Annotated in this window: 22 protein-coding genes; 17 read left to right on the top strand and 5 right to left on the bottom strand. The window is 72.8% G+C overall.

Annotation, left to right across the window (positions count from 1 at the left end; genetic code table 11):
• Window positions 1-16: 16 nt before the first annotated feature.
• Window positions 17-1,732, bottom strand: coding sequence for a DEDD exonuclease domain-containing protein (locus tag ACL03H_RS08145; RefSeq protein ID WP_412810500.1), 1,716 nt, complete (start codon window positions 1,730-1,732; stop codon window positions 17-19).
• 125 nt (window positions 1,733-1,857) lie between these two features.
• On the opposite strand from ACL03H_RS08145, the gene ACL03H_RS08150 reads away from it, so the two are divergent.
• The 3 genes from ACL03H_RS08150 to ACL03H_RS08160 all read left to right on the top strand — a co-directional run bounded on the left by ACL03H_RS08150 (window position 1,858) and on the right by ACL03H_RS08160 (window position 6,074).
• The gene (locus tag ACL03H_RS08150) at window positions 1,858-3,195 is read left to right on the top strand and encodes an NYN domain-containing protein (RefSeq protein ID WP_412810501.1); all 1,338 of its coding nucleotides are present in this window, start codon (window positions 1,858-1,860) and stop codon (window positions 3,193-3,195) included.
• Window positions 3,196-3,634: 439 nt separating this feature from the next.
• Complete coding sequence (locus ACL03H_RS08155) at window positions 3,635-4,678, top strand: C40 family peptidase (RefSeq protein ID WP_412810502.1); 1,044 nt, start codon at window positions 3,635-3,637, stop codon at window positions 4,676-4,678.
• A gap of 142 nt (window positions 4,679-4,820) precedes the next feature.
• Window positions 4,821-6,074, top strand: coding sequence for a basic secretory protein-like protein (locus ACL03H_RS08160; RefSeq protein WP_412810503.1), 1,254 nt, complete (start codon window positions 4,821-4,823; stop codon window positions 6,072-6,074).
• 44 nt (window positions 6,075-6,118) lie between these two features.
• Here the strand turns inward: ACL03H_RS08160 and ACL03H_RS08165 are convergent, their stop codons facing one another.
• Window positions 6,119-7,924: an AMP-dependent synthetase/ligase gene (locus ACL03H_RS08165; RefSeq protein ID WP_412810504.1), complete on the bottom strand. Its 1,806-nt coding sequence runs from the start codon at window positions 7,922-7,924 to the stop codon at window positions 6,119-6,121.
• Window positions 7,925-8,259: 335 nt separating this feature from the next.
• Between ACL03H_RS08165 and ACL03H_RS08170 the strand changes: the two genes are divergently transcribed.
• The 5 genes from ACL03H_RS08170 to ACL03H_RS08190 all read left to right on the top strand — a co-directional run bounded on the left by ACL03H_RS08170 (window position 8,260) and on the right by ACL03H_RS08190 (window position 12,316).
• Window positions 8,260-9,048, top strand: a complete 789-nt coding sequence (locus tag ACL03H_RS08170; protein ID WP_412810505.1) for a metallophosphoesterase family protein — start codon at window positions 8,260-8,262, stop codon at window positions 9,046-9,048.
• A gap of 47 nt (window positions 9,049-9,095) precedes the next feature.
• Entirely contained in the window at window positions 9,096-9,536 is a 441-nt protein-coding gene (locus tag ACL03H_RS08175; RefSeq protein WP_412810506.1) for an SRPBCC family protein, read from the top strand.
• A gap of 156 nt (window positions 9,537-9,692) precedes the next feature.
• Entirely contained in the window at window positions 9,693-10,916 is a 1,224-nt protein-coding gene (locus ACL03H_RS08180) for an ArsA family ATPase (RefSeq protein ID WP_412810507.1), read from the top strand.
• A gap of 24 nt (window positions 10,917-10,940) precedes the next feature.
• Entirely contained in the window at window positions 10,941-11,366 is a 426-nt protein-coding gene (locus ACL03H_RS08185) for a hypothetical protein (RefSeq protein WP_412810508.1), read from the top strand.
• Entirely contained in the window at window positions 11,360-12,316 is a 957-nt protein-coding gene (locus tag ACL03H_RS08190) for an ROK family protein (protein WP_412810509.1), read from the top strand. The genes ACL03H_RS08185 and ACL03H_RS08190 overlap by 7 nt, the downstream gene beginning before the upstream one ends.
• Window positions 12,317-12,356: 40 nt before the next feature.
• On the opposite strand, the gene ACL03H_RS08195 is transcribed toward ACL03H_RS08190, so the two are convergent.
• Complete coding sequence (locus ACL03H_RS08195; protein WP_412810510.1) at window positions 12,357-12,857, bottom strand: DUF308 domain-containing protein; 501 nt, start codon at window positions 12,855-12,857, stop codon at window positions 12,357-12,359.
• A complete protein-coding gene (locus tag ACL03H_RS08200; protein ID WP_412810511.1) occupies window positions 12,854-13,618 on the bottom strand; it encodes an alpha/beta hydrolase in 765 nt (254 codons plus the stop codon). The genes ACL03H_RS08195 and ACL03H_RS08200 overlap by 4 nt, the downstream gene beginning before the upstream one ends.
• Before the next feature lie 175 nt (window positions 13,619-13,793).
• Between ACL03H_RS08200 and ACL03H_RS08205 the strand changes: the two genes are divergently transcribed.
• From ACL03H_RS08205 to ACL03H_RS08245, 9 genes are all read left to right on the top strand, one after another.
• Window positions 13,794-14,558, top strand: coding sequence for a lysophospholipid acyltransferase family protein (locus ACL03H_RS08205; RefSeq protein ID WP_412810512.1), 765 nt, complete (start codon window positions 13,794-13,796; stop codon window positions 14,556-14,558).
• Between the two features lie 88 nt (window positions 14,559-14,646).
• Window positions 14,647-15,147: a polyadenylate-specific 3'-exoribonuclease AS gene (locus tag ACL03H_RS08210; protein WP_412810513.1), complete on the top strand. Its 501-nt coding sequence runs from the start codon at window positions 14,647-14,649 to the stop codon at window positions 15,145-15,147.
• A 153-nt stretch (window positions 15,148-15,300) separates the two neighbouring features.
• Window positions 15,301-16,338 carry a 6-phosphofructokinase gene (locus tag ACL03H_RS08215; RefSeq protein ID WP_412810514.1) on the top strand — a complete coding sequence of 346 codons (1,038 nt, stop codon included), beginning with the start codon at window positions 15,301-15,303 and terminating at the stop codon, window positions 16,336-16,338.
• Between the two features lie 324 nt (window positions 16,339-16,662).
• Window positions 16,663-18,048: a class II 3-deoxy-7-phosphoheptulonate synthase gene (locus tag ACL03H_RS08220; protein WP_412810515.1), complete on the top strand. Its 1,386-nt coding sequence runs from the start codon at window positions 16,663-16,665 to the stop codon at window positions 18,046-18,048.
• Window positions 18,049-18,423: 375 nt separating this feature from the next.
• On the top strand, window positions 18,424-19,185 hold the full coding sequence (locus ACL03H_RS08225; protein WP_412810516.1) for a DeoR/GlpR family DNA-binding transcription regulator: 762 nt from the start codon (window positions 18,424-18,426) through the stop codon (window positions 19,183-19,185).
• Between the two features lie 22 nt (window positions 19,186-19,207).
• Window positions 19,208-20,560: an ABC transporter substrate-binding protein gene (locus ACL03H_RS08230; protein ID WP_412810517.1), complete on the top strand. Its 1,353-nt coding sequence runs from the start codon at window positions 19,208-19,210 to the stop codon at window positions 20,558-20,560.
• Between the two features lie 11 nt (window positions 20,561-20,571).
• Window positions 20,572-21,480: a carbohydrate ABC transporter permease gene (locus ACL03H_RS08235; protein WP_412810658.1), complete on the top strand. Its 909-nt coding sequence runs from the start codon at window positions 20,572-20,574 to the stop codon at window positions 21,478-21,480.
• Complete coding sequence (locus ACL03H_RS08240) at window positions 21,477-22,295, top strand: carbohydrate ABC transporter permease (RefSeq protein WP_412810518.1); 819 nt, start codon at window positions 21,477-21,479, stop codon at window positions 22,293-22,295. Before ACL03H_RS08235 ends, ACL03H_RS08240 begins: the two co-directional genes overlap by 4 nt.
• A gap of 200 nt (window positions 22,296-22,495) precedes the next feature.
• The gene (locus tag ACL03H_RS08245; protein WP_412810659.1) at window positions 22,496-23,491 is read left to right on the top strand and encodes a zinc-dependent alcohol dehydrogenase family protein; all 996 of its coding nucleotides are present in this window, start codon (window positions 22,496-22,498) and stop codon (window positions 23,489-23,491) included.
• A gap of 122 nt (window positions 23,492-23,613) precedes the next feature.
• On the opposite strand, the gene mptB is transcribed toward ACL03H_RS08245, so the two are convergent.
• Window positions 23,614-25,212 carry a polyprenol phosphomannose-dependent alpha 1,6 mannosyltransferase MptB gene (gene mptB, locus ACL03H_RS08250; protein ID WP_412810519.1) on the bottom strand — a complete coding sequence of 533 codons (1,599 nt, stop codon included), beginning with the start codon at window positions 25,210-25,212 and terminating at the stop codon, window positions 23,614-23,616.
• Window positions 25,213-25,268 lie beyond the last annotated feature (56 nt).

Below are 25,268 nucleotides of genomic sequence, written 5' to 3' on the forward strand. Positions count from 1 at the left end.
GCGCGTGCACCGGAGGTCAGTCGGCTGCCGGGTAGGGGGTGCGGGCGCGGTGGGCCCGGTCCAGCCAGGCGCTCCAGGACCCGGCCGAGCCGGCGGGTTCCGCCCAGGGCTCGGCGCAGCGGACGAGTCGGGTGCCGCCGGTGGTGAGCCAGCGGTGCACCACCTGGACCTCGTCGGCGGGGGCGCCGCGCAGCGGGCCCGGCTGGGGCAGCACGGTCTCGGCGGCGGCCTGCAGCACGTCGACCACCGGCATCGGCGGCACCCCGCGCCGGGCGCGGCCCGCGGCGGCGAGCCTGCCGTGGCGCACCACCGCGAGCTGCCAGCCCCCGGCGCCGTCCGGCCGGGCCGCGACCAGCTCCGGCACCTCCGCCAGCGCGGCCCAGCGCTGGCCCCGGTCCAGCGCGCGCACCAGCTCCGCCAGCCGGTCGCGGCCGGCCGCCGCGTCCTCGAAGCGCTCCTCGGCGGCGAGCCTGCCCAGGTCCGCGCGCAGCCGCCGCAGCAGCCCGTCGCCACCGGGCGCCCCGGAGATCACCTCGCGCACCGAGATCACCTCCGGTGCGTAGTCCGCGGCGCTCTGCAAGCCGGCGCAGGGCGCCGCGCACCGGCCGAGCTCGTGCAGCGCGCACGGGCGGCCGCGCGGGTCGCGCTCCGGGATCCGCTCGGTGCACCGACGCAGCGAGCCGCCCGCTTGCAGGGCCTCCACGGCCTCGCTCGCGGCTCTCCGGGACCGGAACGGCCCCAGGGCACCGTCGCGGGCGGTGCGCACGATGGAGAGGCGTGGGAAGGCCTCTTCGGTGAGCACCACCCACCAGGTGCGGCGCGGGGCGGTGGAGCGCCGGTTGTAGCGCGGCTGGTGCGCGGCGAGCAGTCGCAGCTCCCGCACCTCGGCCTCCAGCGGGTGCGCGCACTCGACGTGGTCGACCCGGTGCGCCAGCCCCGCCATCTCCTTGACCCGGCTCCGGCGCTCGCCCGCGGTGAAGTACTGCCGGACCCGGCGGCGCAGGTCGGAGGCGGTGCCGACGTAGAGCACCTCCTCGTTCGGGCCCCGGAACAGGTACACGCCCGGGGCGCTGGGCAGTGCGTCGGCCAGGCCGCGGTTGCGCCGCTGCTGCGGGGTCACGTCCGGCAGGTGCGCCAGCAGCTCGGGAACGGTCCGGACGCCGAGCGGGCCGAGCCGCTCCAGCAGCGAGTGCAGCACGTCCACGGTGGCGCGGGCGTCGTCGAGGGCGCGGTGCACCGGGGTGGTGCGGGCGCCGAGGACGCGGGCCAGGGTGCCGAGCTTGTGGTTCGGGGTCTCGTCCCGGCTCAGCACCCGCCGGGCCAGCTTGGCGGTGCACAGCACCCTGGGGCCGGGCCAGGCCAGGCCGAGGCGTTCGCAGTGCGCCCGCAGGAAGCCCACGTCGAACGGCGCGTTGTGGGCGACCAGCACCGCGTCCCGGCTGAACTCCAGGAAGGCGGGCAGCACCGAGTCGAAGGACGGCGCGCCGCGCACCATGGCCTCGGTGATCCCGGTGATCGTCACCACGGCGGGCGGGATCCCGCGGCCGGGGTCGACGAGGGTGGCGAACTCGCCGACGACCTCGCCGCCGCGCACCTTCACCGCTCCGATCTCGGTGACCGAGTCGCGCTGGGCGCTGCCTCCGGTGGTCTCCAGGTCGACCACCACGAAGGTGGCCAGGTGCAGGGGGAGGTCGTCGTCGATCTCGTCGAAGGTCAGCTGCGCCCCGCTCATCGCGCGCACGCTACGGGCGGCCACCGACAACCTCCGGATCGGGTGAACGGGGAGCGGACGACTAGCCTGGGTGCGTGGTTCCACCGACGTCGGGTGCTGATTCCCCGCGCACCGAAGAGTCTGCTGTGGACGGTCCGGGGCAGGCGCGGGAGGGCGCGCCCGGCGACCCGGTCGAGGACGTTCCGGCCGAGGGGTCCGAGCAGCTCCCGGGGCCGGTCGGCGCCCGGCTGGCCGAGCTCGCGGCCGGGGCGCTGGAGGCGATGCGGCCCTCCGACGTGCCGGTGCGGCTGCGCCCGGTGGTGCGCTTCGCCCCGGCCAAGCGAGCGAAGCTCGGGCAGGGGCCGCTGGTGACCGCGCTGCGGGAGTCGCCGGTGTTCCGCACCGCCGTCGTGGACTGGTGCCGGGAGCACCGGCCGGACGGGCTGGACACCGAACACGCCGATCCGGTGGTGGTCGCCGCCGCCGGGGTGCTGCTGGGGGCGCCGGGCACGGAGCACCTGCTGGAGCTGGTCGCGTTCCGGGTGGAGCAGGGCAGGCTGCGCGGCGAGCGGGACTCCGCGCGGGCCCGGGCGCAGCGGCTCGCCACCGAGCTGGAGCGGGCGCAGCGGGAGCTGGCCGAGGCCCGGCGCGTCGGCGAGCGCGCCGGGGGCGAGCCCGAGGCCGATCGGCTCCGCAAGCGGTTGCGCGAGCAGGGGGTGCGGCTCAAGGAGGCGAAGGACGACGCGCTGGCCGCTCGCGCGGAGCTCGCCGTCGCGCACGAGCGGGTCGAGGCCGACCTCGCGGAGCTGCGGGCGGAGCGGGACCGCGAGAGGGCTCGCGCGCAGGAGGAGCGGGAGCGCGCGCAGCGGGCGGTCGAGGACTCGGAGGTGGCCCGCCAGGCCGCCCGGGAGGCCAGGCAGGGCGACGAGGTCCGGATAGCGCTGCTGCTGGAGACGATGGAGGGCGCGCTCGGCGGCCTGCGCCGGGAGCTGCGCGCTGGCGGCAGCGGACCGCGTCCGGCGGACGTCGTGCAACGGGTGCGGGCCGATACCGGGGTGACCGGGCACGTGGCCGACGCGGCGGCGCTGGACCGGTTGCTGGCGCTGCCCGCGGTGCACCTGATCGTGGACGGCTACAACGTCACGAAGACGGGGTATCCGGATCTGCCCCTGGCCGATCAGCGCAACCGGCTGGCGCACCAGCTGGCGGCGTTGGCGGCGCGCACCGGGGCGGAGGTGACCGTGGTGTTCGACGGTGCCGACGTGCTCGCGGTGCCGACCGCGGGGCCGCGCGGAGTGCGGGTGCTGTTCAGCGACCCCGGGGTGATCGCCGACGACGTGATCCGCGCGCTGGTCACGGCGGAGCCGCAGGGCAGGCAGCTGGTGGTGGCGACCTCGGACCGCGCGGTGGTGGCGTCGGTGCGGCACGGCGGTGCGTACGCGGTGGCCTCGGCCGTGCTCCTGGACCGCCTGAACCGGGTCTGACCGCGCGTTCGGTCTCGCGCGCGGCTCGTCCGTTCGCGCACCGGACCGGGAGGAGCCCGGTTCGTGGCGAGGGTCATAGTCCGGGTCGAGGCGAGGCGGACGCGAGGGGGACGTTCGGGGAAGCCCAGGTCAGCGGATCACGAATTTGGTGACTCTCCGAGCATGGAAAAAACCCCATTGTGCTATTGCACGGTGTTCAGACGAATTACCCCCCCACTTCTAGACGTGACGCTTCGCCTTTCGTAGCCTTACCGCGTCCTCGCGGCGATCAGCGACCCATCCGGGCGCTCCGCGAGGCGCCGCCGAATCGGCCTGTCGGGGAGCCGAACCGGGACCTGCCCCGCGGGGTGCCGGGCGCTGCCGCGCCCGTCGTCCGGAGCACCGGACGCACCCGCCGCGCACTCGGTAGGCGGTCGACAACGAAGGAGCTGTGCGCGACGTGGCGTCGCACCGATTGAAGCGCACGATGCGCGGAGCCCTGGCGGCCTCGGCGGTCGCCGCCGCCGTCAGCATGACCTCCGCGCCGGCGATCGCAGACCCCCAACTCCCCGACAACGCCTCGGACGCGGCCAAGCAGGTGCGCGAGCTCTCGCACCAGGCCGAGGTCATCACCGAGGACTACAAGAAGGCCGAGGACGACCACGCGGCCAAGAAGGCGGAGCTCGACCGCTCCACCGCCGAAGCCGACCAGGCCGAGCAGGTCGCCGCCCAGGCGCGCGCCGAGGAGGAGCGCTTCCGCGGCCAGGTCGACCAGCTCACCACCGCCTCGTACCAGGGCGCCCGGCTGAACAAGCTGTCCGCCCTGCTGGTCAGCGAGTCCCCCAACGACTTCCTGGACCGCGCCTCGGCGCTCGACGTGCTGGCCAAGGACAACAACGACGCGATCAAGCAGTTGTCCGCCGCCGTGCACCAGGCCGAGGACGCGACCAAGCGCGCCCAGGACGCCCGCAACCGGGCGGCGCAGGCCGAGGCCGACGCGGCCCGCATCCAGGGCGAGATCGGCCAGAAGAAGGCCGACATGGACGCCCAGGTCGCCAAGGTCAAGGAGCGCTACGCCGAGCTCAGCGCCGAGGACCAGGACTCGCTCACCGGCGGTGGCGAGACCGACTACCAGTCCCCGGGCGGCTCCGGATCCGCTGCCGAGGCCGTCACCGCGGCGCTGAGCAAGCAGGGCTCGTCCTACGTCTACGGCGCCAAGGGCCCGAGCACCTTCGACTGCTCCGGCCTGATGCAGTGGGCCTACAAGCAGGCGGGCGTGAGCATCGGCGGCTCGACCAAGTCCCAGATCAGCGACGGCAAGAGCATCTCCGCCAGCCAGCTCCAGCCCGGCGACCTGATCTTCTACTACAGCCCGGTCAGCCACGTCGCGATGTACGTCGGCAACGGCAAGGCCGTGCACGCCCCGACCGAGGGCGACGTGGTCAAGGTCGCCGACTACGACAGCATCGCGCCGGTCAACTCGATGCGGCGCATCGTCGGCTGAGCCCGGAACCCGCCCTCGCGGCGGGTGTTCGGTCGCAGGTCAGGGCCGTCGTCCCGCGTGGACGGCGGCCCTGACCGCGTGTGGGTGACGGGCACCTCCGCGCGACGGGCCGCCGCCTGCCGCCCGACCTACGATCCGGCTCGTGCCTGGGGGTTCGAGGGGGTGGCCCGCGGCGGTCGCGGCCGCGGCGGCGCTGGTGGCGGGCGTGTTCGTCCCGCTGCCCGCGCAGGCGCCGCCGACCGCCGTTCCGGCCCTCCAGAGCGCCGCAGCGGCTCCGGCGCGGCAGCAGTGGGAGTCGGTGCTGCGGGAGCGCTCCCGAGCGCTGCTGGCGCGCGATGAGGCGGCGTTCGAGGCGACGCTCGACCCCGCGGCGCCCGGGGACTTCCGGCGGCGGCAGCGCGCGCTGTTCGACAACCTCGCCGGGGTCCCGCTCGCGGAGTGGGACTACGACGTGCTCGATTCGGCCGGTGCCGCGCGCGCGAGCACGCCGGACGTGGTGCTGCGCTACGCGCTGGCCGGGGTCGACGAGGTGCCGACCGAGCGGCCGGTGGGGTTCACCTTCGCCCTCCGCGACGGGCGCTGGCTGCTCAGCGGTGACGGGCGGGAGCGCGGCGAGTCCTGGCGCGGGCCGTGGGACTTCGCGCGGTGCCGGGTGGTCGTCACCCCGCAGGGCGTGATCATCGCGCACGACGGCGGGGAGGACCTCGCCGAGCGGCTGGCCCGGGAGCTGCCCTCGGCCGTGGCCGCCGTGACCGACGTGTGGGGACCGGACTGGCGGCGCCAGGTCGGGGTGCTGCTGCCGCAGTCGAGGCAGGAGCTGCGGGCGATGGTGGGTGCGGAGTTCGCGGTCGAGGGCATCGCCGCGGTCGCCGTCGCCGACGAGGTCGACACCGGCGCGCGCCGGGTGGCCGGGCCCCGGGTCGTGTTCAACACCGAGACCGCCGAGCGCCTGTCGGACACCTCGCTGCGGGTGGTGCTGCGGCACGAGATGGCGCACGTGGCCGCGCGGGCCGACACCGCCGACGGAGCGCCGATGTGGTTGCTGGAGGGCTTCGCGGACTACGTCGGCTACCGCGCGAGCGGGCTGCCCCCCGAGCGGATCGCCCCGGACCTGGCCCGCAGGGTGCGGGTCGGGGCGCCGCCGGAGGGGCCGCCCGGCGACGAGGACTTCCACGTCTCCGGTGGCGGTCTCGACCTCGCCTACCAGCAGTCCTGGTCGCTGGTGGAGCACCTGGCCCGGCGGGTGGGGGAGCGGCGGGTGGTCGAGCTGTACCGGCGCATCGCAGGCGCGGGCACCCCGGCGGAGGTGGAGCCCGCGCTCCGCGAGCTGGCGGGCTTCTCCACCGCCGATCTCCTGCGCTCCTGGCGGGCGGAGCTCCTCGCCCGCTTCGGCTGACCCGGCGGGCCCCGGACGCGGCGGGCCCGGGGACCACCAGGGGCTCAGCCGTAGATCGCCTCGATGGCCTGGGCGTGGTTCTCGGCGACCTTGTTGCGCTTGAGCTTCATGCTCGGCGTCATCTCGCCGGTCGCCTCGGTGAAGTCCTCCGGCAGGATGCGGAACTTCTTGATCGCCTCGGCCCGGGAGACGGCCTTGTTGGCCTCGTCGATCGCGGACTGCACCTCGGCGTGCACCTCGGGATCGTCGACCAGGCCGGCCAGCGGGGAGTCCGCCGGGCGGCCGTGGTTCTTCAGCCAGGTGGGCAGGAACTCGGGGTCCAGGGTGATCAGCGCGCCGATGAACGGCTTCTTGTCCCCGACGACCATGCACTGGCTGATCAGCGGGTGCGCTCGCAGGTGGTCCTCCAGCACGGCCGGGGCCACGTTCTTGCCGCCCGCCGTGACGATGATCTCCTTCTTGCGCCCGGTGATCCGCAGGAAGCCGTCGTCGTCGAGGGAGCCGAGGTCGCCGGTGTGGAACCAGTCCTCCTCCAGCGACTCCGCGGTGGCCGTCTCGTTGTTCCAGTACCGCCGGAACACCACGTCGCCCTTGATCAGCACCTCCCCGTCCTCGGCGATGCGCACGCTGGTGCCCGCGATCGGGCGGCCGACCGTGCCGATCTTGGTGCCGCCCTCGACGTTGACGGTGGCGGCGGCGGTGGTCTCGGTGAGGCCGTAGCCCTCCAGCACCGGCACGCCCACCCCCCGGTAGAAGTGCGCCAGCCGGTCGCCGAGCGGAGCACCGCCGGAGACCGCGCCCAGGCAGCGCCCGCCGAGGGCGGCGCGCAGCTTGCCGTAGACCAGCTTGTCGAACACGAAGTGCTTGGCGCGCAGGGCGATCCCGGCGCCGCCCGAGTCGAGCGCCTGGCTGTGCGCGACCGCGGTGTCCTCGGCGAGGTCGAAGATCCGTCCCTTGCCCTCGCCGTGCGCCTTCTGCTTCGCGGTGTTGTAGACCTTCTCGAACACCCGCGGCACGGCCAGGATCAGCGTCGGGCGGAACGAGCCGAGGTCGCGGACCAGGTCCTTGACGTCCCCGGTGTGCCCGAGGGTGGTGCGGGTGTAGACGCAGGCGGTCGCGATCGCGCGCGCGAGCACGTGCGCCATCGGCAGGAACATGAGCATCGAGTTGCCCTGCCGCAGCAGCCGCGGGAACGCGTTCTGGTCGCCGCGCACCTCGGCCAGCAGGTTGCGGTGGCTGAGCTCGCAGCCCTTGGGGCGCCCGGTGGTGCCCGAGGTGTAGATCAGGGTGGCGAGCTCGTCGGCCCGCACCTCCCGGCGGCGCTGGTGAGCGGTCTCGTCGTCGATGCCGGCGCCGAGCGCGGTGAGCTCGTCCACGGCCGCCGCGCCGCCCTCGCCGGGGCTCTCGATCTGCCAGACGTGCTCGAGGTCGGAGAGCCGGCCGGCGACGCCGTCGATCTCGGCGCGGTGCTGCGCGGTCTCGACGAAGACGGCGCGGGCGCCGGAGTCGCTGAGGATCCACTCGGCCTGGTCGGCGGAGGAGGTCTCGTACACGGGGACCGTCGCGCAGCCCGCGGACCAGATCGCGAAGTCCAGCAGGGTCCACTCGTAGCGCGTCCGCGACATCAGCCCGACCCGGTCGCCGTGCCGGAGCCCGGCGGCGATGAGCCCCTTGGCGATCGCGAGGACCTGCGCGGCGAAGTCGGCGGCGGTGACGTCGATCCAGGTGCCGTCCACGCGGCGCCGGAAGCTCACCGTCCCGCCGAAGCGTTCCGCGTTGGCCCACACCATGTCGGTGAGGTTCTCGTCTTCGGCCACCGACTCCGTGGCAGGGACGCTGAACTCTCGCACCTTGAAACCTCCGATGGAACGCGAAATGTGCGCACAACCTAACGCTGATAGTTACCCAGCGGTAGTCCCGATTCCATGATTACGGAACTTGCATGACTCGTTTTCTACCGCGTCGTCCGCAGCCTGCCACGCCGGGGGTGCCGACGCACCGGTGCCCGGCGGAGTCGTTTCCGCCGGTGGCGAGGATCATGGCAGGGTGGAGCGGGGTCCCCGGCCGATGTCGCCGGAATGGCCCTCCCGGCAGCGCCGCCGGAATCGCCGCGGGCGTTCCGCGCCCTCTCGAAATGCGGCCGAAACCGGTGTCCGCCAGATGGACCTGTGGTGAGGAGTGGATCGTGCGCGTGCACGTGGTGTCCGATGTCCATGGCAACGCCGAGGCCCTGAAGCGGGCGGGGGACGGGGCCGACGCGCTGCTCGTGCTCGGCGACCTGATCGATTTCGTCGACTACCACGAGCACGGCCGCGGCATCCTCGGCGCCGTCTTCGGCGCCGAGAAGGTCGCGCACTTCGCCGAGCTCCGCCGCGGCCACCGCGGGGCGGAGATCGGAGCCTACGTCCGCTCGCTGTGGGCCTCCCTGGACGACCCGAAGCGCGTGGTGCGCGACGCCGTGCGCGAGCAGTACGCCGAGCTGTTCGCCGCGATGACCGCCCCGACCTACGCGATCGCGGGCAACGTGGACGAACCGGGGCTGTGGCCGGAGTTCGCCCGCGCGGGCGTGCGCTTCGTCGAGGGCGAGACGGTGGAGCTCGGCGGGCTGCGGTTCGGCTTCGTCGGCGGCACCGTGCTCTCGCCGGGCGGGGTGCTGCGCCGGGACGCCGCCTGGGTGCCCTACTTGCGGCCGCAGCCGGAGTACGACGCGGCGGTGGCCGCGCTGGACCCGGTGGACGTGCTGTGCACCCACCTGCCGCCCGCGGTCCCCGAGCTGGTCTACGACGTGATCGCCCGGCGGTCCGAGCACGGCTCCACCTCGCTGCTGGAGCGCATCCGCCGCGACGAGCCGCGCTGGTCGCTGTTCGGCCACGTGCACCAGCCGCTCTCGGCCCGGGTCCGGATCGGGCGCACGGAGTGCGTGAACGTCGGGCACTTCCAGCGCACCGAGCGGCCCTACGTGCTGCGCTGGTGACCCCGCCGGTCGCGCCCGGCGCCGGTGCCGCCCTGTAATCTGCGCGCATGGTCGATCAGTCCACTCAGTCCATCGTGATCCAGGCGGCTCCGGCCGAGATCATGGCGGTGATCTCGGACTTCGCCAGCTATCCGCAGTGGGCGGAGGCGGTCAAGGAGACCGAGGTGCTCTCGACCACCGGGTCCGGCCAGGCCGAGAAGGTCCGATTCGTGCTCGACGCCGGCGTGGTCAAGGACACCTACGTCAACGTCTACGAGTGGGCCGAGGACGGGCTGTCGGTGAGCTGGACCCTCTCCGAGGGTCAGGTGCAGAAGGCGCAGCAGGGCAGCTACCGGCTCAGCCCCCGGGGTGAGGACACCGAGGTCACCTACAGCCTGGCGGTGGACCTGGCGATCCCGATGATCGGCATGTTCAAGCGCAAGGCCGAAAAGATGATCATGAACACGGCGCTCAAGGAGCTCAAGCGCCGGGTCGAAGCCGGGTCCTGAACCCCCGCGCCGGGTGGCTCCGACCACTCCGGCGGGTCGTCCGGGCCCGCGCGCGATGCGGTGCCGAGGAAGATCCAGTAACAAGGGAGCGGGACGCCGCTCCGGCGAACCCGGCCCACGCCCCCGTGCGGCCCCGACCCGATCCCAGAGACGCCCGTGCGCATCCTGTTGTTCACCGGAAAGGGCGGCGTCGGCAAGACGACCCTCGCCGCCGCGACCTCCGCCCGGCTCGCCGAACGCGGGCAGAAGGTGCTAGCGGTCTCCACCGATCCGGCGCACTCCCTCGGCGACGCCGTCCGTGCCGCGCTGACCGGCGAACCCCGCGAGGTCGAGCTGCTCGGCGGCTCCGACGGACCGGTTCGGCTGCACGCGGCCGAGGTGCAGACCCGCGGGCTGCTCGACCAGACCTGGAACGAGCTGCGCGAGCACCTGCGCACCGTGCTGCTCGGCGCGGGCGTCAGCGAGCTCGACGCCGAGGAGCTCACCCATCTGCCCGGGGTGGAGGACCTGCTCGCGCTCTCCGAGGTGCGGCGCCTGGCCGAGACCGGGCTGTGGGACACGGTGGTCGTCGACTGCGGTCCCACCGCCGAGACGCTGCGGCTGCTCGCGCTGCCCGAATCGCTGTCCGGTTACCTGGACCGGCTGTTCCCCGCGCACCGGCGCGTGGTCCGCGGCCTGCTCGCCGGAGTGGCCGGCAGCGAGAACGTGGAGCGCTGGGACGCGGTGGCCGACGCGCTCGGACGGCTGGCCGACCGGCTGCTGGGGCTGCGGCGGATGCTGCTGTCCGAGAACACGGCGGTCCGGTTGGTGCTCACCCCGGAGGCGGTGGTCGCGGCCGAGACGCGGCGCACCCTCACCGCGCTGGCGCTGCAGCAGGTCCGGGTCGACGGCTTGATCGCGAACCGGCTGGTGCCGCATCCCGGCCCGGCGCGCGGCGAGGCGGCGCACTGGTTGCGCACCCGCCGCCGCGAGCAGGAGGCGGTGCTGGCCGGGGTGCGGGAGGCGACCGAGCTGCCGATGCGCACCGTGCTGCACCGGGCGTCCGAACCGGTGGGCGCCGCGCTGCTGGAGCTGGGCGCGGAGCTCTACGGCGAGCAGGACCCGCTCGCGGGCGCGGGCAGCGCGCCCGAGCTGGAGCTCGGCGGCGGCGGGCGCTCGCTGGACGCCGAGTACACGTTGCGGCTGGCCGTGCCGCTGCACGAGGACGCCGAGGTGGACCTGGTCCGGATCGGCGACGAGCTCGCGATCACCGTGGACGGCAGGCGCAGGCTGCTCGCGCTGCCCGCCGTGCTGCGCCGCTGCGCCGTCACCGGCGCCGTGGCCGCCGACGACGGCCTGGTGGTCACCTTCCGGCCCGACCCGGGGCAGTGGATGCGATGAGGCCCCCGACCAGTGGAGGTGCAGATGCCTGGTGATCGTCCCGAACCGGAGGCGGCCGAAGGGCGGGACCGGGTCGTCGAGGAGTTCCGGCTGCTGCTGGACGCCGCTGCCTGGCGCGCCGAGGAGTACCTGCGCGGCGCCGGGGGAGCGGAGCACGCCCAGCACGCCGCGCCCGAGGACGAGCGGCGGCCCGGTGCTTCCTGCGGCTGGTGCCCGGTCTGCGCGATCGCGGCCCTGCTGCGCGGCGAGCGGCCCGAGCTGAGCTCTCGTCTGATCGAACAGCTCGCCGGGCTCGTCGAGCTGCTGCGGGACTCCCTCGCCGAGCACCGCGCCCCGCCCGGCCCGGCGGCCGAGCGGCCCGGCGAGCCCGCCGCCGAGTCGAAGGTGCAGCGCATCGACGTGCGCCGGGTGCGGGGCCGTGCCGCCGCGAGCGGGGAGCCCGGGTGCTGACGGTCGGGGTCGACGTCGGCGGCACCAGCCTGCGAGCCAGCGTCGTCGACCCGCGCGGCACCGTGCTCGAAACCCTGCGGGTGCCTTCGGCGGGCACCGGGCCGGAGCTGGACTCGGCGATCGCGGACGCGGTGCGCTGCCTCGCCGACCGCTACCCGGTCGCCGGCGTCGGCCTGGCCGTGGCCGGGTTCGTGAGCGAGGACCGGCGGGTGGTGCGGTTCGCCCCGCACCTGCCCTGGCGGCAGGCCGCGGTCGCCGACGACATCGCCTCCCGCGTGGGCCTGCCGGTCGTCCTGGAGCACGACGCCAACGCGGCCGCGATCGCCGAGCAGCGCTTCGGCGCGGCCGCGGGCGCGAAGGTCGCCGCGCTCGTCGCGATCGGCACCGGCATCGGCGGTGCGCTGGTGCTCGACGGTGCGGTCTACCGCGGTGCGCACGGCATCGCCCCCGAACTCGGCCACCTGCGGCTGGTGCCCGGCGGGCGGGCCTGCCCGTGCGGCAAGCGCGGCTGCTGGGAGCGCTACTGCAGCGGCACCGCCCTGGCCGCCACGGCGCTGGAGCTGTTCGCCGCGGACGGCTCGTCCCCGCTGGCCGCCGAGGCGGCGAAGGACCCGGGCGAGATCACCGGGGAGCGGGTCGCGCAGGCCGCGGAGGGCGGTGACCCGGTGGCGGCGCGCGCGGTCGGGGAGCTCGCGACCTGGCTCGGCGAGGGGCTCGCGCTGGTCGCCGACGTCTACGACCCGGACGTCGTGGTGCTCGCCGGGGGCGTGTCCGGTTCCGCGCACCTCTTCCTGCCCGCGGCCCGCCGCCGCTACGCGGAGGCGATCACCGGCTCGGGGCACCGACCGCTCGCCCAGGTGCGCCTCGCCCGCCACGGCGACGAAGCGGGCATCGTCGGCGCGGCCACCCTCGCCCGGGAGCACATCGCCACCGGAGCGCGCCTCCGGTGAACCGCACCGCCCGACGCCGAGCGCCCGCCGGACCGGCTCCTCAGAGCTGGGCGCCGTCGTCGGTGGGGTCCTCGGGAGGAGTGCGGCGCATCCGGAACAGGAGCCAGCCGATGCCCGCGCTCACCGCGACCAGCCCGACCGGCAGCGCGGCGGTGGCGCCGAGGCCGAGCAGCCCGGGCACCAGCAGCAGCGTCATCCCCAGCGAGACCAGCAGGATCCCCCCTACGGTCGCCAAGCCCGGCCGGGGCATCGGCGGGGGTTCGGGCGGCTCGTAGTGGCCCTCGTCCGGGGCGTCGGCGGGCGGCGTCCAGTCGCGCGGCGCCGGGCCGGGGCGCGCGGCATCGGACGGGCCGGGATCAGGTCGGACCGAACCGGGCCGGGCCGCCTCGGGCCCGGTCTCGCGCGGCGGTTCCGGGTCGGGACGCGCTGCCTCCTCCGGCCAGCGCGCCATCGGCTCGTCTCGCTCCAGGCCGGCGACGATCTCGGCGAAGGCGGCGTCGATGTCCTCCGGTCCGTCGGCGTTCTCGTGACGGGTGCTCATGCTGGTTCCTCGACGCGCTCGCGGTGGATCCTGCGGACGAATTCGACGCTACCGGCGAACACCGACGAAGCGTCGTGGTCGAGGGTCGCCACGTGGTAGCTGTCCCGCAGCACGACCTCGGCGACATCGCCGCTTCGGATGCCTTCCAGCACGATCACGGCGTTCTCCGGCTCGACGACGTGGTCGGTGGCCGAGCGCAGCAGGAGCACCGGCTGCCGCACCCGGTGCAGGTCCCCGCGCACCACCCGCCACAGCTCGCGCAGGCTCGCGGCGGCGCGCAGCGGGGTCCGGTCGTAGCCGACCTCGACGACGCCGGGCTTGCGGATGTCCCCGGCGACGCCGCGGATCGAGGGCAGCACCCGGGACAGCGCGGGCAGCAGGGCGGAGCCGGCCCGCTTCGTCATCACCGAGGGGTTCACCAGGACGATGCCGGACAGCGCGGGGTGCTCCTGGGCCAGCCGCAGGGTGAGCGCGCCGCCCATCGACTGCCCGAAGACGAAGATCGACCGGCAGCCGGCGAGCTGCGCGAGCTCCCGCTCGGCCGCCGCGTACCAATCCGTCCAGCGGGTGCGGTTGAGATCGCGCCAGTGCGTGCCGTGGCCGGGCAGGCGCGGGCAGCGGACGGTGATCCCCTCCGCGGCGAGGTGCTCGCCCCAGGCCCGCATGCTCTGCGGGGTTCCGGTGAACCCGTGGCACAGCAGCACACCGATGTCCTCGGAACCTTCGTGCACGAACGGTTCGGCGCCGGGAAGAACGGGCACCGCATCCTCCCTACCGCATCGCTCCACCGCGTCCGCCCCATCGTCGCACGCGGGAGCCTTCCGCGGGGCGATCTCCCGGCGCCTGATCGCGCTCGGCCGGGGCCGCATTGTGCGCGCAGACGGGGCTCCGTAACCTTGAACGAGGCATTCCGGGTGTTCAGGGAGGCAGCGGCGCGTGCTGTACTGGGTGATGAAGCACATTTTGCTCGGCCCGCTCATGAAGCTGTTCTGCCGTCCACGGGTCGAAGGCATCGAGCACGTGCCGGAGTCCGGGCCCGCGATCCTGGTGAGCAACCACATGGCCGTCGCCGACTCCTTCTTCATGCCGCTGATGATGCCGCGACGGGTGACGTTCCTGGCCAAGCGCGAGTACTTCACCGGGACCGGGCTCAAGGGCAGGCTCCAGAAGTACTTCTTCTCCGGCGTCGGCCAGGTGCCGATCGACCGCTCCAGCGGCGCCGCCGCGCAGGCCGCGCTGGACACCGGCGTGCGGCTGCTGCGCGAGGGCAAGCTGCTCGGCGTCTACCCGGAGGGCACCCGGTCCCCGGACGGCCGCCTCTACAAGGGCAAGACCGGCGTGGCGCGGATGGCGCTGGAGGCCGACGTGCCGGTGATCCCGATCGCGATGTTCGGCACCGACAAGGTCAACCCCATCGGTTCGAAGATGTGGTATCCGCACCGGGTCAAGGTGAAGGTCGGCGCCCCGCTGGACTTCTCGCGCTACGAAGGGCTCGCGGGCGACCGCTTCGTGGAGCGCTCGATCACCGACGAGATCATGTACGCGCTGATGGAGCTCTCCGGCCAGGAGTACGTCGACATCTACGCGGCGAAGGCCAAGGACGACCTGGCCGCCCAGGGCAAGCACGTCGCGGGCTGGTCCGTCCAGGACGGTCCGGATTCGGGCACCGCGGACCGCCTGCCGCGCTCCCAGGCGGGCTGACGGCCCGCGGGCCCCTGCCACACCGCTCTCCGCGCCGCCGCGCCCGGGGCCGCATCGAGAGCGCGGACCGTCTCCTTAGGCTGGGGCGGTGCGGTTCTTCTACGACTGTGAGTTCATCGAGGACGGTCGGACCATCGACCTGGTGTCGATCGGGGTGGTGGACGAGACCGGGCGCGAGTTCTACGCCGTGTCCACCGAGTTCGACGAGTCCCGCGCGGGGCAGTGGGTGCGCCGCAACGTGCTGCCCCAGCTGCCGCCGCCCGCCGACCGGGCGTGGCGCTCCCGCAGCCGGATCCGGGACGACCTCTACGAGTTCCTGACCGCACGGGATGACTCCATCGAGCTGTGGGCCTGGCTGGCCTCCTACGACCACGTGGCGCTGGCCCAGCTGTGGGGGGCGATGCCCGCGATGCCCGCGAAGATCCCGAAGTTCACCCGCGACCTGCGGCAGCGCTGGGAGGACGTCGGCAAGCCGCGGCTGCCCTCCGCCCCGGTGAACGCGCACGACGCGCTCGCCGATGCCCGGCACAACCTCACCCGGTGGAAGGTCATCGAGGAGGTCCAGCGCAAGCGCGGCTTCCCGCTCTGAGCTGCTGCCGCCGAGCGGCGGTGCCGCCCGCCCCGCCCGGTGCACGTCCGGTTCGTCCCCCGGTCGGAGTACTTGCTGCACCGATACAGGTCGTGACAGGCTCCCCGGAGAGATCCAGATCACGGTGGAAGCGGATCAAGGGAGGCGGCGACGATGCCGGCTGGAACGCGTATCGGGGTGCTGACCGGTGGCGGTGACTGCCCCGGGTTGAACGCGGTGCTGCGCGCGGTGACCCGCAAGGGGATCGCGGTGCACGGACACGAGATCGTCGGGTTCCGCAGCGGTTGGCGGGGGCCGCTGGAAGGCCTCACCACGCCGCTCGGCCTGGACGCGGTGGAGGACGTGCTCGCCCGCGGCGGCACGATCCTCGGCTCCTCGCGGACCAACCCGTACCAGGAGCAGGACGGCGTCGAGCGGATCAAGCGGACGCTGGCCGAGCAGGGCGTGGACGCGCTGATCGCCATCGGCGGTGAGGACACCCTGGGCGTCGCCGAGCGGCTCACCCACGACGGCGTGCCGGTGGTGGGCGTGCCGAAGACGATCGACAACGACCTCGACGCCACCGACTACACCTTCGGCTTCGACACCGCCGTGCACATCGCCACGGAGGCCATCGACCGGTTGCGCACCACCGCCGAGTCGCACCACCGCGCGCTGGTGGTCGAGGTGATGGGCCGCCACGCCGGGTGGATCGCCCTGCACTCCGGTCTCGCCGGTGGCGCGAACGTGATCCTCGGGCCGGAGAAGCCGTTCCGGGTCGACCAGGTCTGCGAGTGGGTCCAGCAGCGCTTCGAGCGGCAGTACGCGCCGATCATCGTCGTCGCGGAGGGCGCCGTGCCGGAGGACGGCGAGGAGGTGCTGCAGACCGGGGAGACCGACGCGTTCGGCCACGTCCGGCTCGGCGGTGTCGGCACCTGGCTGGCCGACGAGCTGTCCCGGCGCACCGGCGAGGAGTCCCGCGCCGTGGTCCTCGGCCACACCCAGCGCGGTGGCACCCCCACGGCCTACGACCGGGTGCTCGCCACCCGCTTCGGGCTGCACGCGGTCGACGCGGTGAGCGACGGGGCCTTCGGGAAGATGGTCGCCCTGCGCGGCACCGACATCGTGCGGGTCCCGCTCAGCGACGCCACCGCGAAGCTCAAGACCGTCCCGCTCTCCCGCTACGCCGAGGCCGAGGTGCTGTTCGGCTGACCGATCCGCGCGGCCCGTTCCCCGCGCGGCGGCTCCGCCGGCCAGCGCTCGGAGACGCACCGCTGGACCGCGCGGGCGGTGAGCCGTCCGGCCCGGCCGGGCGTGAGCCGTTCGTCGACGCCGCCCTCCCGGCTCGCCCGGGACGGGCGGCGTCCGCGTTTCCGCGGCGGCGGTGCCTCGCCTGGTGGGGGTGCCGCGCGCGGCCCGGCTCGCCCGTCCCGGTGGCAACCGGTCGGGTGAATCGATTCGTCCAGCGGCCACGCCACGTGCGCTCCGTCTCGACCACGTGAAATCCACAGGCCAGGACGGCTTATCCTGGGAATTGTGAATTGGACCGTCGATGTTCCGGTTGATGAGCTGCCGGAACTTCCTCCGCTGCCCCCAGAGATGCGCGCCCGCCTCGACGAGGCGCTGAAGCTGCCCGCCGCCCAGCAGCCCGAGTGGCCCGAGGAACAGGTCTCCAAGGTCCGCAAGGTGCTGGAGAGCGTGCCCCCGGTGACCGTGCCGGCCGAAGTGGACCGGCTGCGCGACCAGCTCGCCGCCGTCGCGCGCGGCGAGGCGTTCCTGCTGCAAGGCGGTGACTGCGCGGAGACCTTCGCGGACAACACCGAGCCGCACATCCGCGGCAACATCCGCACCCTGCTGCAGATGGCCGTCGTGCTCACCTACGGCGCCAGCATGCCGGTGGTCAAGGTCGGCAGGCTGGCCGGCCAGTACGCCAAGCCGCGTTCCAGCTCCACGGACGCGCTGGGCCTGCCCAGCTACCGGGGTGACATGGTCAACTCGCTGGTCGCCTCGGAGGACGCCCGCAGGCACGACCCGTCCCGCCTCATCCGCGCCTACGCCAACGCCGGTGCCGCGATGAACCTGTCCCGCGCGATGACCAGCGGCGGCATGGCGGCGCTGACCAAGGTCCACGACTGGAACAAGGACTTCGTGCTGAACTCCCCCGCCGGGGAGCGCTACGAGTCGGTGGCGGCGGAGATCGACCGGGGGCTGCGCTTCATGGCGGCCTGCGGGGTGGACGACTCCAGCCTGCACGCGGTCGACCTCTTCGCGAGCCACGAGGCGCTGGTCCTGGACTACGAGCGGGCCATGCTTCGGTTGGACACCTCGCGGGACCAGGCGCGGCTCTACGACCTCTCCGGGCACTTCCTGTGGATCGGGGACCGCACCCGCCAGCTCGACCACGCGCACGTCGCGTTCGCGGAGCTGATCTCCAACCCGGTCGGGTTGAAGATCGGGCCGAGCACCACGCCGGAGCAGGCCCTGGAGTACGTGCAGCGGCTGGACCCGAACCGCGAGGCGGGTCGGCTCACGCTGATCAGCCGGATGGGCAACGGCAAGGTGCGCGAGGTGTTGCCTGCCATCGTGGAGGCGGTCACCGCCGCCGGGCACCAGGTGGTCTGGCAGTGCGACCCGATGCACGGCAACACCCACGAGTCCAGCACCGGGTACAAGACCCGTCACTTCGACCGGGTCGTGGACGAGGTGCAGGGCTTCTTCGAGGTGCACCACCGGCTCGGCACCCACCCGGGTGGCATCCACATCGAGCTCACCGGTGAGGACGTCACCGAGTGCCTCGGCGGGGCCCAGGACATCTCCGACACCGACCTCGCCGGCCGCTACGAGACGGCCTGCGATCCGCGGTTGAACACCCAGCAGTCGCTGGAGCTGGCGTTCCTGGTCGCGGAGATGCTGCGCAGCTGATCCGAGGTCCGATCCGGCCGGCCGGGGTGGTGCGACCACCCCGGCCGGTTCGCGCATCGGGGACCGCGCGGCGATCGTTGCGCGAATGGGACCTCGGCCCGCCCCCGGTCGGCGCTGCTGCCGTTCGCCGCCCGGGATGGGCCGGATGGCGGCACGCGGGGCCGTTTCCGAGTCGTTTTGCTTCTGTCCGTGCCGCCTTGGTCACCCTCCGGAGCCGGTCCGCTGTGGACGGCGTTGAACCTGGTCATATCGTGGTCTGCGCACCCTTGACGGTGACTGCAACCACAGGATAAACAAACCCGGTCAGATGAAAGCGGACCGATTCGGACAGGAATCGGGCAGCGCAGTTGTGGTCCGAGACCGGAGGCCGACTGGGTGTACGCGCGTGAACGCCAGCAGCTCATCGTCGAGCGTGCGAGGCAGGAGGGCCGCGTCGATGTGACCGGACTCGCGGGGGAGCTCCAAGTGACCCCGGAGACGATCAGACGGGACCTGACCGTGCTCGAAGAGCACGGACTCCTGCACCGCGTGCACGGGGGTGCCATCCCGGTGGAGCGGTGGAGCTTCGATCCGCAGCTCTCCGCGCGGGAGCACGTGATGGTCGCGGAGAAGACCCGCATCGCGCGGGCCGCGCTCGGAGAACTTCCCGCCGAGGGGGCCGTCCTCATCGAGTCCGGCACCACCTGTGCCCGGTTCGCCGAACTGCTGCCGGCCGACCGCCCCCTGACCGTGATCACGGACAGCTTGAGCATCGCCGTCTCCTTGGCGGCCAGACCCAACCTGTCCGTGCTCACCCCTGGAGGACGGGTGCGCGTGACCACCAACGGCGGCGTCGGTGCCTGGGCGGCCCAGCGGTGGCGCGAGGTCTTCGCGGATGTCGCGTTCCTCGGCACCGACGGGATCTCCCTGCACCGGGGGCTGACCACTCCGGACCAGAACTCTGCGGAGATCAAAACACTGATGTTGCGCGGGGCGCGACGACGGGTCCTGCTCGCGGACCACAGCAAGATCGGTCCGGTGTCGCTGCACCGGTACGGCGATCTCTCCGAGATCGACGTGCTGGTCACCGACGCCGGGCTGGACCAGGGCATCGCCGAGGACATCGAGGCGATCGGCCCGCGGGTGGTGCGAGCGTGAGCAACGGAAGAAGGGGTTGCCGATGAACTTCGGCAGGAAATGGTGGTCGCTGGTCGCCATGATGGCGGCGGTGCTGCTCACCGCGAGTTGCGCGGGAGCGGGGGCGATCGGGTCCGGTGATGGACGCCGGGTGCTGCGGGTGGCGGTGGTGTCGAATCCGCAGATGGAGGACATGCAGGAGCTGGTCGGGGAGTTCGAGGCGCAGCACCCCGACGTGCGGGTGCGGTTCATCTCGCTGCCGGAGAACCAGGCGCGGGACAAGATCACTCAGTCGGTGGCCACCGGTAGCGGCCAGTTCGACGTGGTGATGGTGAGCAACTACGAGACCCCGATCTGGGCGGCCAACGGATGGCTGCACGACCTGGACCCGCGGATGGACGCGACTCCGGGTTACGACAAGAACGACTTCATCCCGTCCATCAAGGACTCGCTGTCGTACGAGGGGCACATGTACGCCGCCCCCTTCTACGGCGAGACGGCGCTGCTGAACTACCGCAAGGACCTGTTCCAGCAGGCCGGGATCACCATGCCGGAGAACCCGACCTGGCAGCAGGTCGCGGAGATGGCGGCCAAGCTGGACGGCGGACCCGGCGGGCGCGCCGGGATCTGCCTGCGCGGCCTGCCCGGCTGGGGCGAGGTGATGGCCCCGCTCAACACCATGATCAACTCGTTCGGCGGGCGCTGGTTCGACCCGCAGTGGAACGCGCAGCTCACCTCGCCCGAGGTGCGCGAGGCGGTGAACTTCTACGTCGACCTGGTGCGCGACTACGGCGAGCCCGGTGCCTCCAGCAGCGGCTTCACGGAGTGCCTCACGGAGTTCGGCCAGGGCAACGCCGCGATGATGTTCGACTCGACGTCCTCGGCGGGCACGCTGGAGGACCCGAAGGAGAGCACCGTCTCCGGCAAGATCGGCTACGCGAAGGCCCCCACCGGGCCCAGCGGCAAGCCGGCGAGCTGGCTCTACACCTGGGCGCTCGCGGTCCCGCAGACCACCGAGATGCCCGACGAGGCCTTCGACTTCATCGCGTGGTCGACCTCCAAGGACTACCTGCGCACCGTCGGTGAGCGGCTCGGCTGGAAGAACCTGCCTCCCGGCAGCCGCCAGTCGACCTACGAGATGCCGGAGTACAAGAAGGCCGCCGCGGCCTTCGGGCAGCAGACGCTGCAGGGCATCAGCCGGGTCGACCAGACCAAGCCGAGCTCGCAGCCCACGCCCTACGAGGGTCTGCAGTTCGTGCGCATTCCCGAATTCGTCGACCTCGGCACCCGGGTGAGCCAGCAGATGTCGGCCGCCATCGCCGGGAGCAAGTCCGCGGACGAAGCGCTGGAGCAGGCGCAGCGCTACGCCGAGAGCGTAGGGGAGAACTACCGGTGACCACTGCGGAGATGACCGCGGCCAAGGGCGCCACCCTGAGCCGCAAGGAGAAGTGGTCCCGCAGGGGACCGTTGCTGCCCGCGCTGATCTTCACGATCATCATCACGCAGGCCCCGTTCCTGGCGACGATCTTCTACTCGTTGCACTCCTGGAACCTGCTCAACCCCGGTTCCTGGGGATTCATCGGGCTGTCGAACTACGTCGACGTCTTCACCGACGCGGAGTTCTACACCGCGGCCCTGAACACGGTGATCATCACCGTGGGCTGCGTGCTGGTCTCGCTGGCGCTCGGCATCGGGCTGGCCCTGCTGCTCGACCGGCCGTTCTTCGGACGCGGCGTGGTGCGCACCATGCTCATCACCCCGTTCCTGATCATGCCGGTGGCCTCGGCGCTGCTGTGGAAGACGAGCATGCTCAACCCGACCTACGGTCTGGTGGACGCGGTGCTCGGCCCGATCGGGCTCGGCGGCATCGACTGGGTCGGTGAGTACCCGATGGTCTCGGTGCTGGCCGCGCTGGTGTGGCGCTGGACGCCGTTCATGATGCTGATCGTGCTCGCCGGTCTGCAGAGCCAGCCGCGCGACGTGCTGGAGGCCGCCAAGATGGACGGCGCGACCCACTGGCAGACGTTCCGCTTCATGACGCTGCCGTTCCTGCGCCGCTACATCCAGCTGGCCGGGCTGCTCGGCTCGATCTACATCGTGAACACCTTCGACGAGATCTTCATGATGACGCAGGGCGGTCCCGGCATCGCCACCACCAACCTGCCGTACTACCTCTACCAACGGGTCTTCCAGGGCTTCGACGTCGGCCAGGCGGCCGCGCTCGGTGTCGTGGTCGTGATCCTGACCATCATCGTGGCCACCTTCGCGTTGCGCGCGATCTTCACCGCCATTTCCGGCAAGGAGGTTTCGGAATGAAGCGCCGCACGGCGGGAGGGACCGCACTGACGATCATTGCCTGGGCGTTGGGGATCCTCTTCGTGTTCCCGGTGTTCTGGATGGTCCTGACCTCCTTCAAGCAGGAGGCGGACGCCTACACCGACGACCCGAAGTTCCTCTTCACCCCGACGTTGGACCAGTACGCGCTGGTCTTCGACGGGGGTCTCGGGCCGTACCTGCTGAACTCGCTGATCGCCACGGTGATCTCGTGCCTGCTGGTGGTGGTGCTGGCCGTGCCCGCGGCTTACGCGCTGTCCATCCGGCCGGTGAAGGGCACCAAGGACGCGCTGTTCTTCTTCATCTCCACCAAGATGCTGCCGATCGTCGCGGCGATCGTGCCGATCTTCGTGGCGGCGCAGAACCTGCACCTGCTGGACAACGTCTGGGCGCTGGTGCTGCTCTACACCGGCATGAACCTGCCCATCGCGGTGTGGATGATGCGCTCGTTCTTCCAGGAGGTGCCCTCCGAGGTCCTGGAGGCGGCGAAGGTGGACGGTGCCGGGCTGCGCACCGAGCTCACCAGGGTGCTGCTGCCGATGGTGGCCCCCGGCATCGCCGCCACGGCGCTGATCTGCGCGATCTTCGCCTGGAACGAGTTCTTCTTCGCGGTGAACCTGACCGCGATCAACGCACCGACCGTGCCGGTCTTCCTGGTCGGCTTCATCACGAGCGAGGGCCTGTACTGGGCCAGGCTGTCGGCGGCCGCCACGCTCGCGGTGCTGCCGGTGGTCATCGTCGGCTGGATCGCGCAGCGCCAGCTGGTGCGCGGGCTGTCCATGGGCGCCCTGAAGTGATCGAACCCGCTCACCCCGGCCCCGCGCCGGGGTGAGCGCAGAACCGTCGAGGTGGGCACCCCTTCGACCGCGCGGAGCGGGCGATCGGGGTGTCCACCTCGCGTGCCGTCACGAGTTCCAGAACCGCGGCGGCTTGCAATGAGTGGGTGGGTGCGCAGCGCGTCCACCCCGGGGTGAGGCGAGAAGAAGGGATGGCCGGCATGCGTGCGGTCGTCGTCGAAGGTCCCGGTCAGATCACCGTGACCACGGTGCCCGATCCGACTCCGGGACCCAACGATGTGGTGGTGGCGGTGGACGCCGTCGGTCTCTGCGGGACCGACCTGCACCTGGTGGACGGGGAGATCCCCGTGGTGAACTACCCGATCGTCCCCGGTCACGAGCTGGCCGGTCGCGTGGTCGCGGTGGGCTCCGAGGTCACCCGGCTCTCCGAGGGCGACGTCGTGGCGGTCGACCCGTCGCTGCCCTGCGGCGAGTGCCGGTACTGCCGCAAGGGCAAGGGAAACCTGTGCGAGCCGTGGCAGGCGATCGGCATCAGCTCGCCCGGTGGCGCCGCCGAGTACGTGCGGGTGCAGGCCAAGAAGTGCTACCCGGTTCCCGCGGGCACCGCGCCGACCGCGGCGGCGCTGATCGAGCCGCTGTCCTGCGCCGTGCACGGCCTGGACAAGGCGCCGCACGACCTCACCGATGACGTGCTGATCTACGGGGCGGGCACGATGGGGCTGCTGCTGGCGCAGCTGCTCAAGCGGGCCGGGGTGAACTCGCTGTCGGTCGTGGACCGGCGGCAGGACCGGCTCGCGGTCGCCGAGGCGATGGGCGTGCACGCGGTGGCCACCGACGCCTCGGCCCTCGACAGCGACGGCTGGGACCTCGTGGTGGACGCCACCGGCGTCATCGCCGCCATCGAGGACGGGCTGGGCCGGGTCCGCAAGGCGGGCACGTTCCTGCAGTTCGGCGTCGCGGACGCGAAGGCGAGCGCGAACTTCTCCCCGTTCAAGGTCTACAACGAGGAGATCACGATCGTCGGCTCGATGGCCGTGCACAACAGCTTCGACCGGGCGCGGGACCTGCTGGTCGCCGGGGCGATCGACCCCGACTCGCTCATCACGAACACCGCCGGTCTCGAGGACTACGCGGCGGCGCTCGAGGAGTTCCGCTCGGGCGCGGGCCTGAAGACCCAGGTGCTGCCCTCCGCGTGATCTTCCGCCACCGCCCGGCCCACCCCCGTCCGGCCGGGCGGCGGCGGATCCTCCGCCTCGACCTTGCGCAGCCGACGCGCCGCTGATGGGCGGAGGAGGAGAAGCCGAGCGGGGGCAGGCGGTCAGCCCGTCCGCTCCAGAACTTCCGCTGACGGCTCCGGCGCACCCCGCAGCCTGTTCAGGCCCAGCGGGTCGAAGCGCAGCAGCGACAGCCCCGCGAGCACCGCGGCCCCGATTCCCACGGCCACGAACGGCCAGTTGTACATCGCCTGCTCGCCGTCCGGGTAGTAGGCCAGCACCAGCGCCACCGAGGACCCGACCACCCAGGCCAGGGCTCGCGGCGTCCAGCGCAGCGCGCAGCCGAAGGCCAGGCCCCACGTCAGGTACCAGGGCAGCACCACCGGGGACAGCAGCGCGGCCGCCAGCAGCCCGATCGCGGCGCGCCGCACCGCGATCGTCCCGCCCTCCTGCGCGAGCCACCACTGCCGGAGCAGCACCGCCGCCAGCGCCAGCGAACCGAGGGTGCGGCCCACCTCCACGAACGGGCCGCGGTCGACGTCGGCGAACAGCGACACCAGGCTGTGCACGGCCTGGCCGACGCCGGTCGGCGCGGACAGGTAGTTGACGATCATCCCGGGCGCGGAGAGCGCGGGCAGCCAGCCGAAGCCGACCTTCGCCAGCGCCATGCAGGCGGCGAAGGTCGGTACGAAGACCGCCACCGAGGCGGTGCCCGCCCGCAGCAGCCGCTGCCAGCGGTTGCCCGGCAGCCGGGCCGCCCAGATCCACACGAGGAACGGCAGCGCCACCCCGGCGGTCGCCTTGATCGCCATCGCCAGCGTCACCAGCGCGATCCCGCCCGCGTGCTTGCCGCGCAGCACCAGCAGGGTGCCCATCGCGAGCAGGCCGATCATGAGCATGTCGTTGTGCGGTCCGCCGATGAGGTGGACCACGGTCATCGGGCTGGCCGCGGTGAGCCACAGCGCCACCGGCAACCGGCCCCCGAGTTCCCGCACCAGACCCGGCAATGCGAAGATCAACATGACCAGCCCGCAGAGCAGCACCAGGCGCATCACGATGACACTCGAGATCATGCCGTCGCCGGCGAGCAGGATCACGCCCTTGGCGATCCCCATGAACAGCGGTCCGTACGGCGCGGGCGTGGTCTGCCAGGTCGGGTGCACGTTGTCCGGGATCGGCCCGGTGAGCGTGGAGGGCCCCACCGCGTAGGGATCGATCCCGTGCAGCGCGAGCAGGCCCTGGCCGAGATAGCTGTAGACGTCCCGGGTGAACAGCGGCGGAGCGATCAGCATCGGCCCGACCCACGCGGCCGTGGCCGCCAGCACCCCGCGCGAGTCGACCAGTCCCGCCAGCACGCCCCGCCCCAGCCGGACCCACGCCCAGACCAGGACGCCGAAACCGGTGTAGAGCACCGCGAGCGCGAGGTCCCGGCCGTGGCCGTAGCGCATCGCCGACAGCGGCCCCGAGCCGAGGATCGGATCGTGCACCAGCACTCCGGCACCGCCGAACGAGCCGGCGAGCAGCAGCAGCGAACCGATCGCACCCAGCGCGACCGTGCGCAGCGGCAAGCGGAGTCGCGGGGTGCCGGGGTCGCGCCCCGCACCGGATCGGCGATCGGGACTCGTGGTGGTGTCGGCGGCACCGCGACGGGCCTGCTCGGCGTCGTCCGCGGCGCCCAGCTCGGTGGGCGGACTCGGGGGCATCGTGCGCCCCATGTTTCCACACGGCGATCGACATCCGGTCGAGACCACTCCCGAAT

Origin of the sequence: Saccharopolyspora antibiotica (assembly GCF_047200635.1) — a bacterium.
Classification (GTDB): Bacteria; Actinomycetota; Actinomycetes; order Mycobacteriales; family Pseudonocardiaceae; genus Saccharopolyspora_C.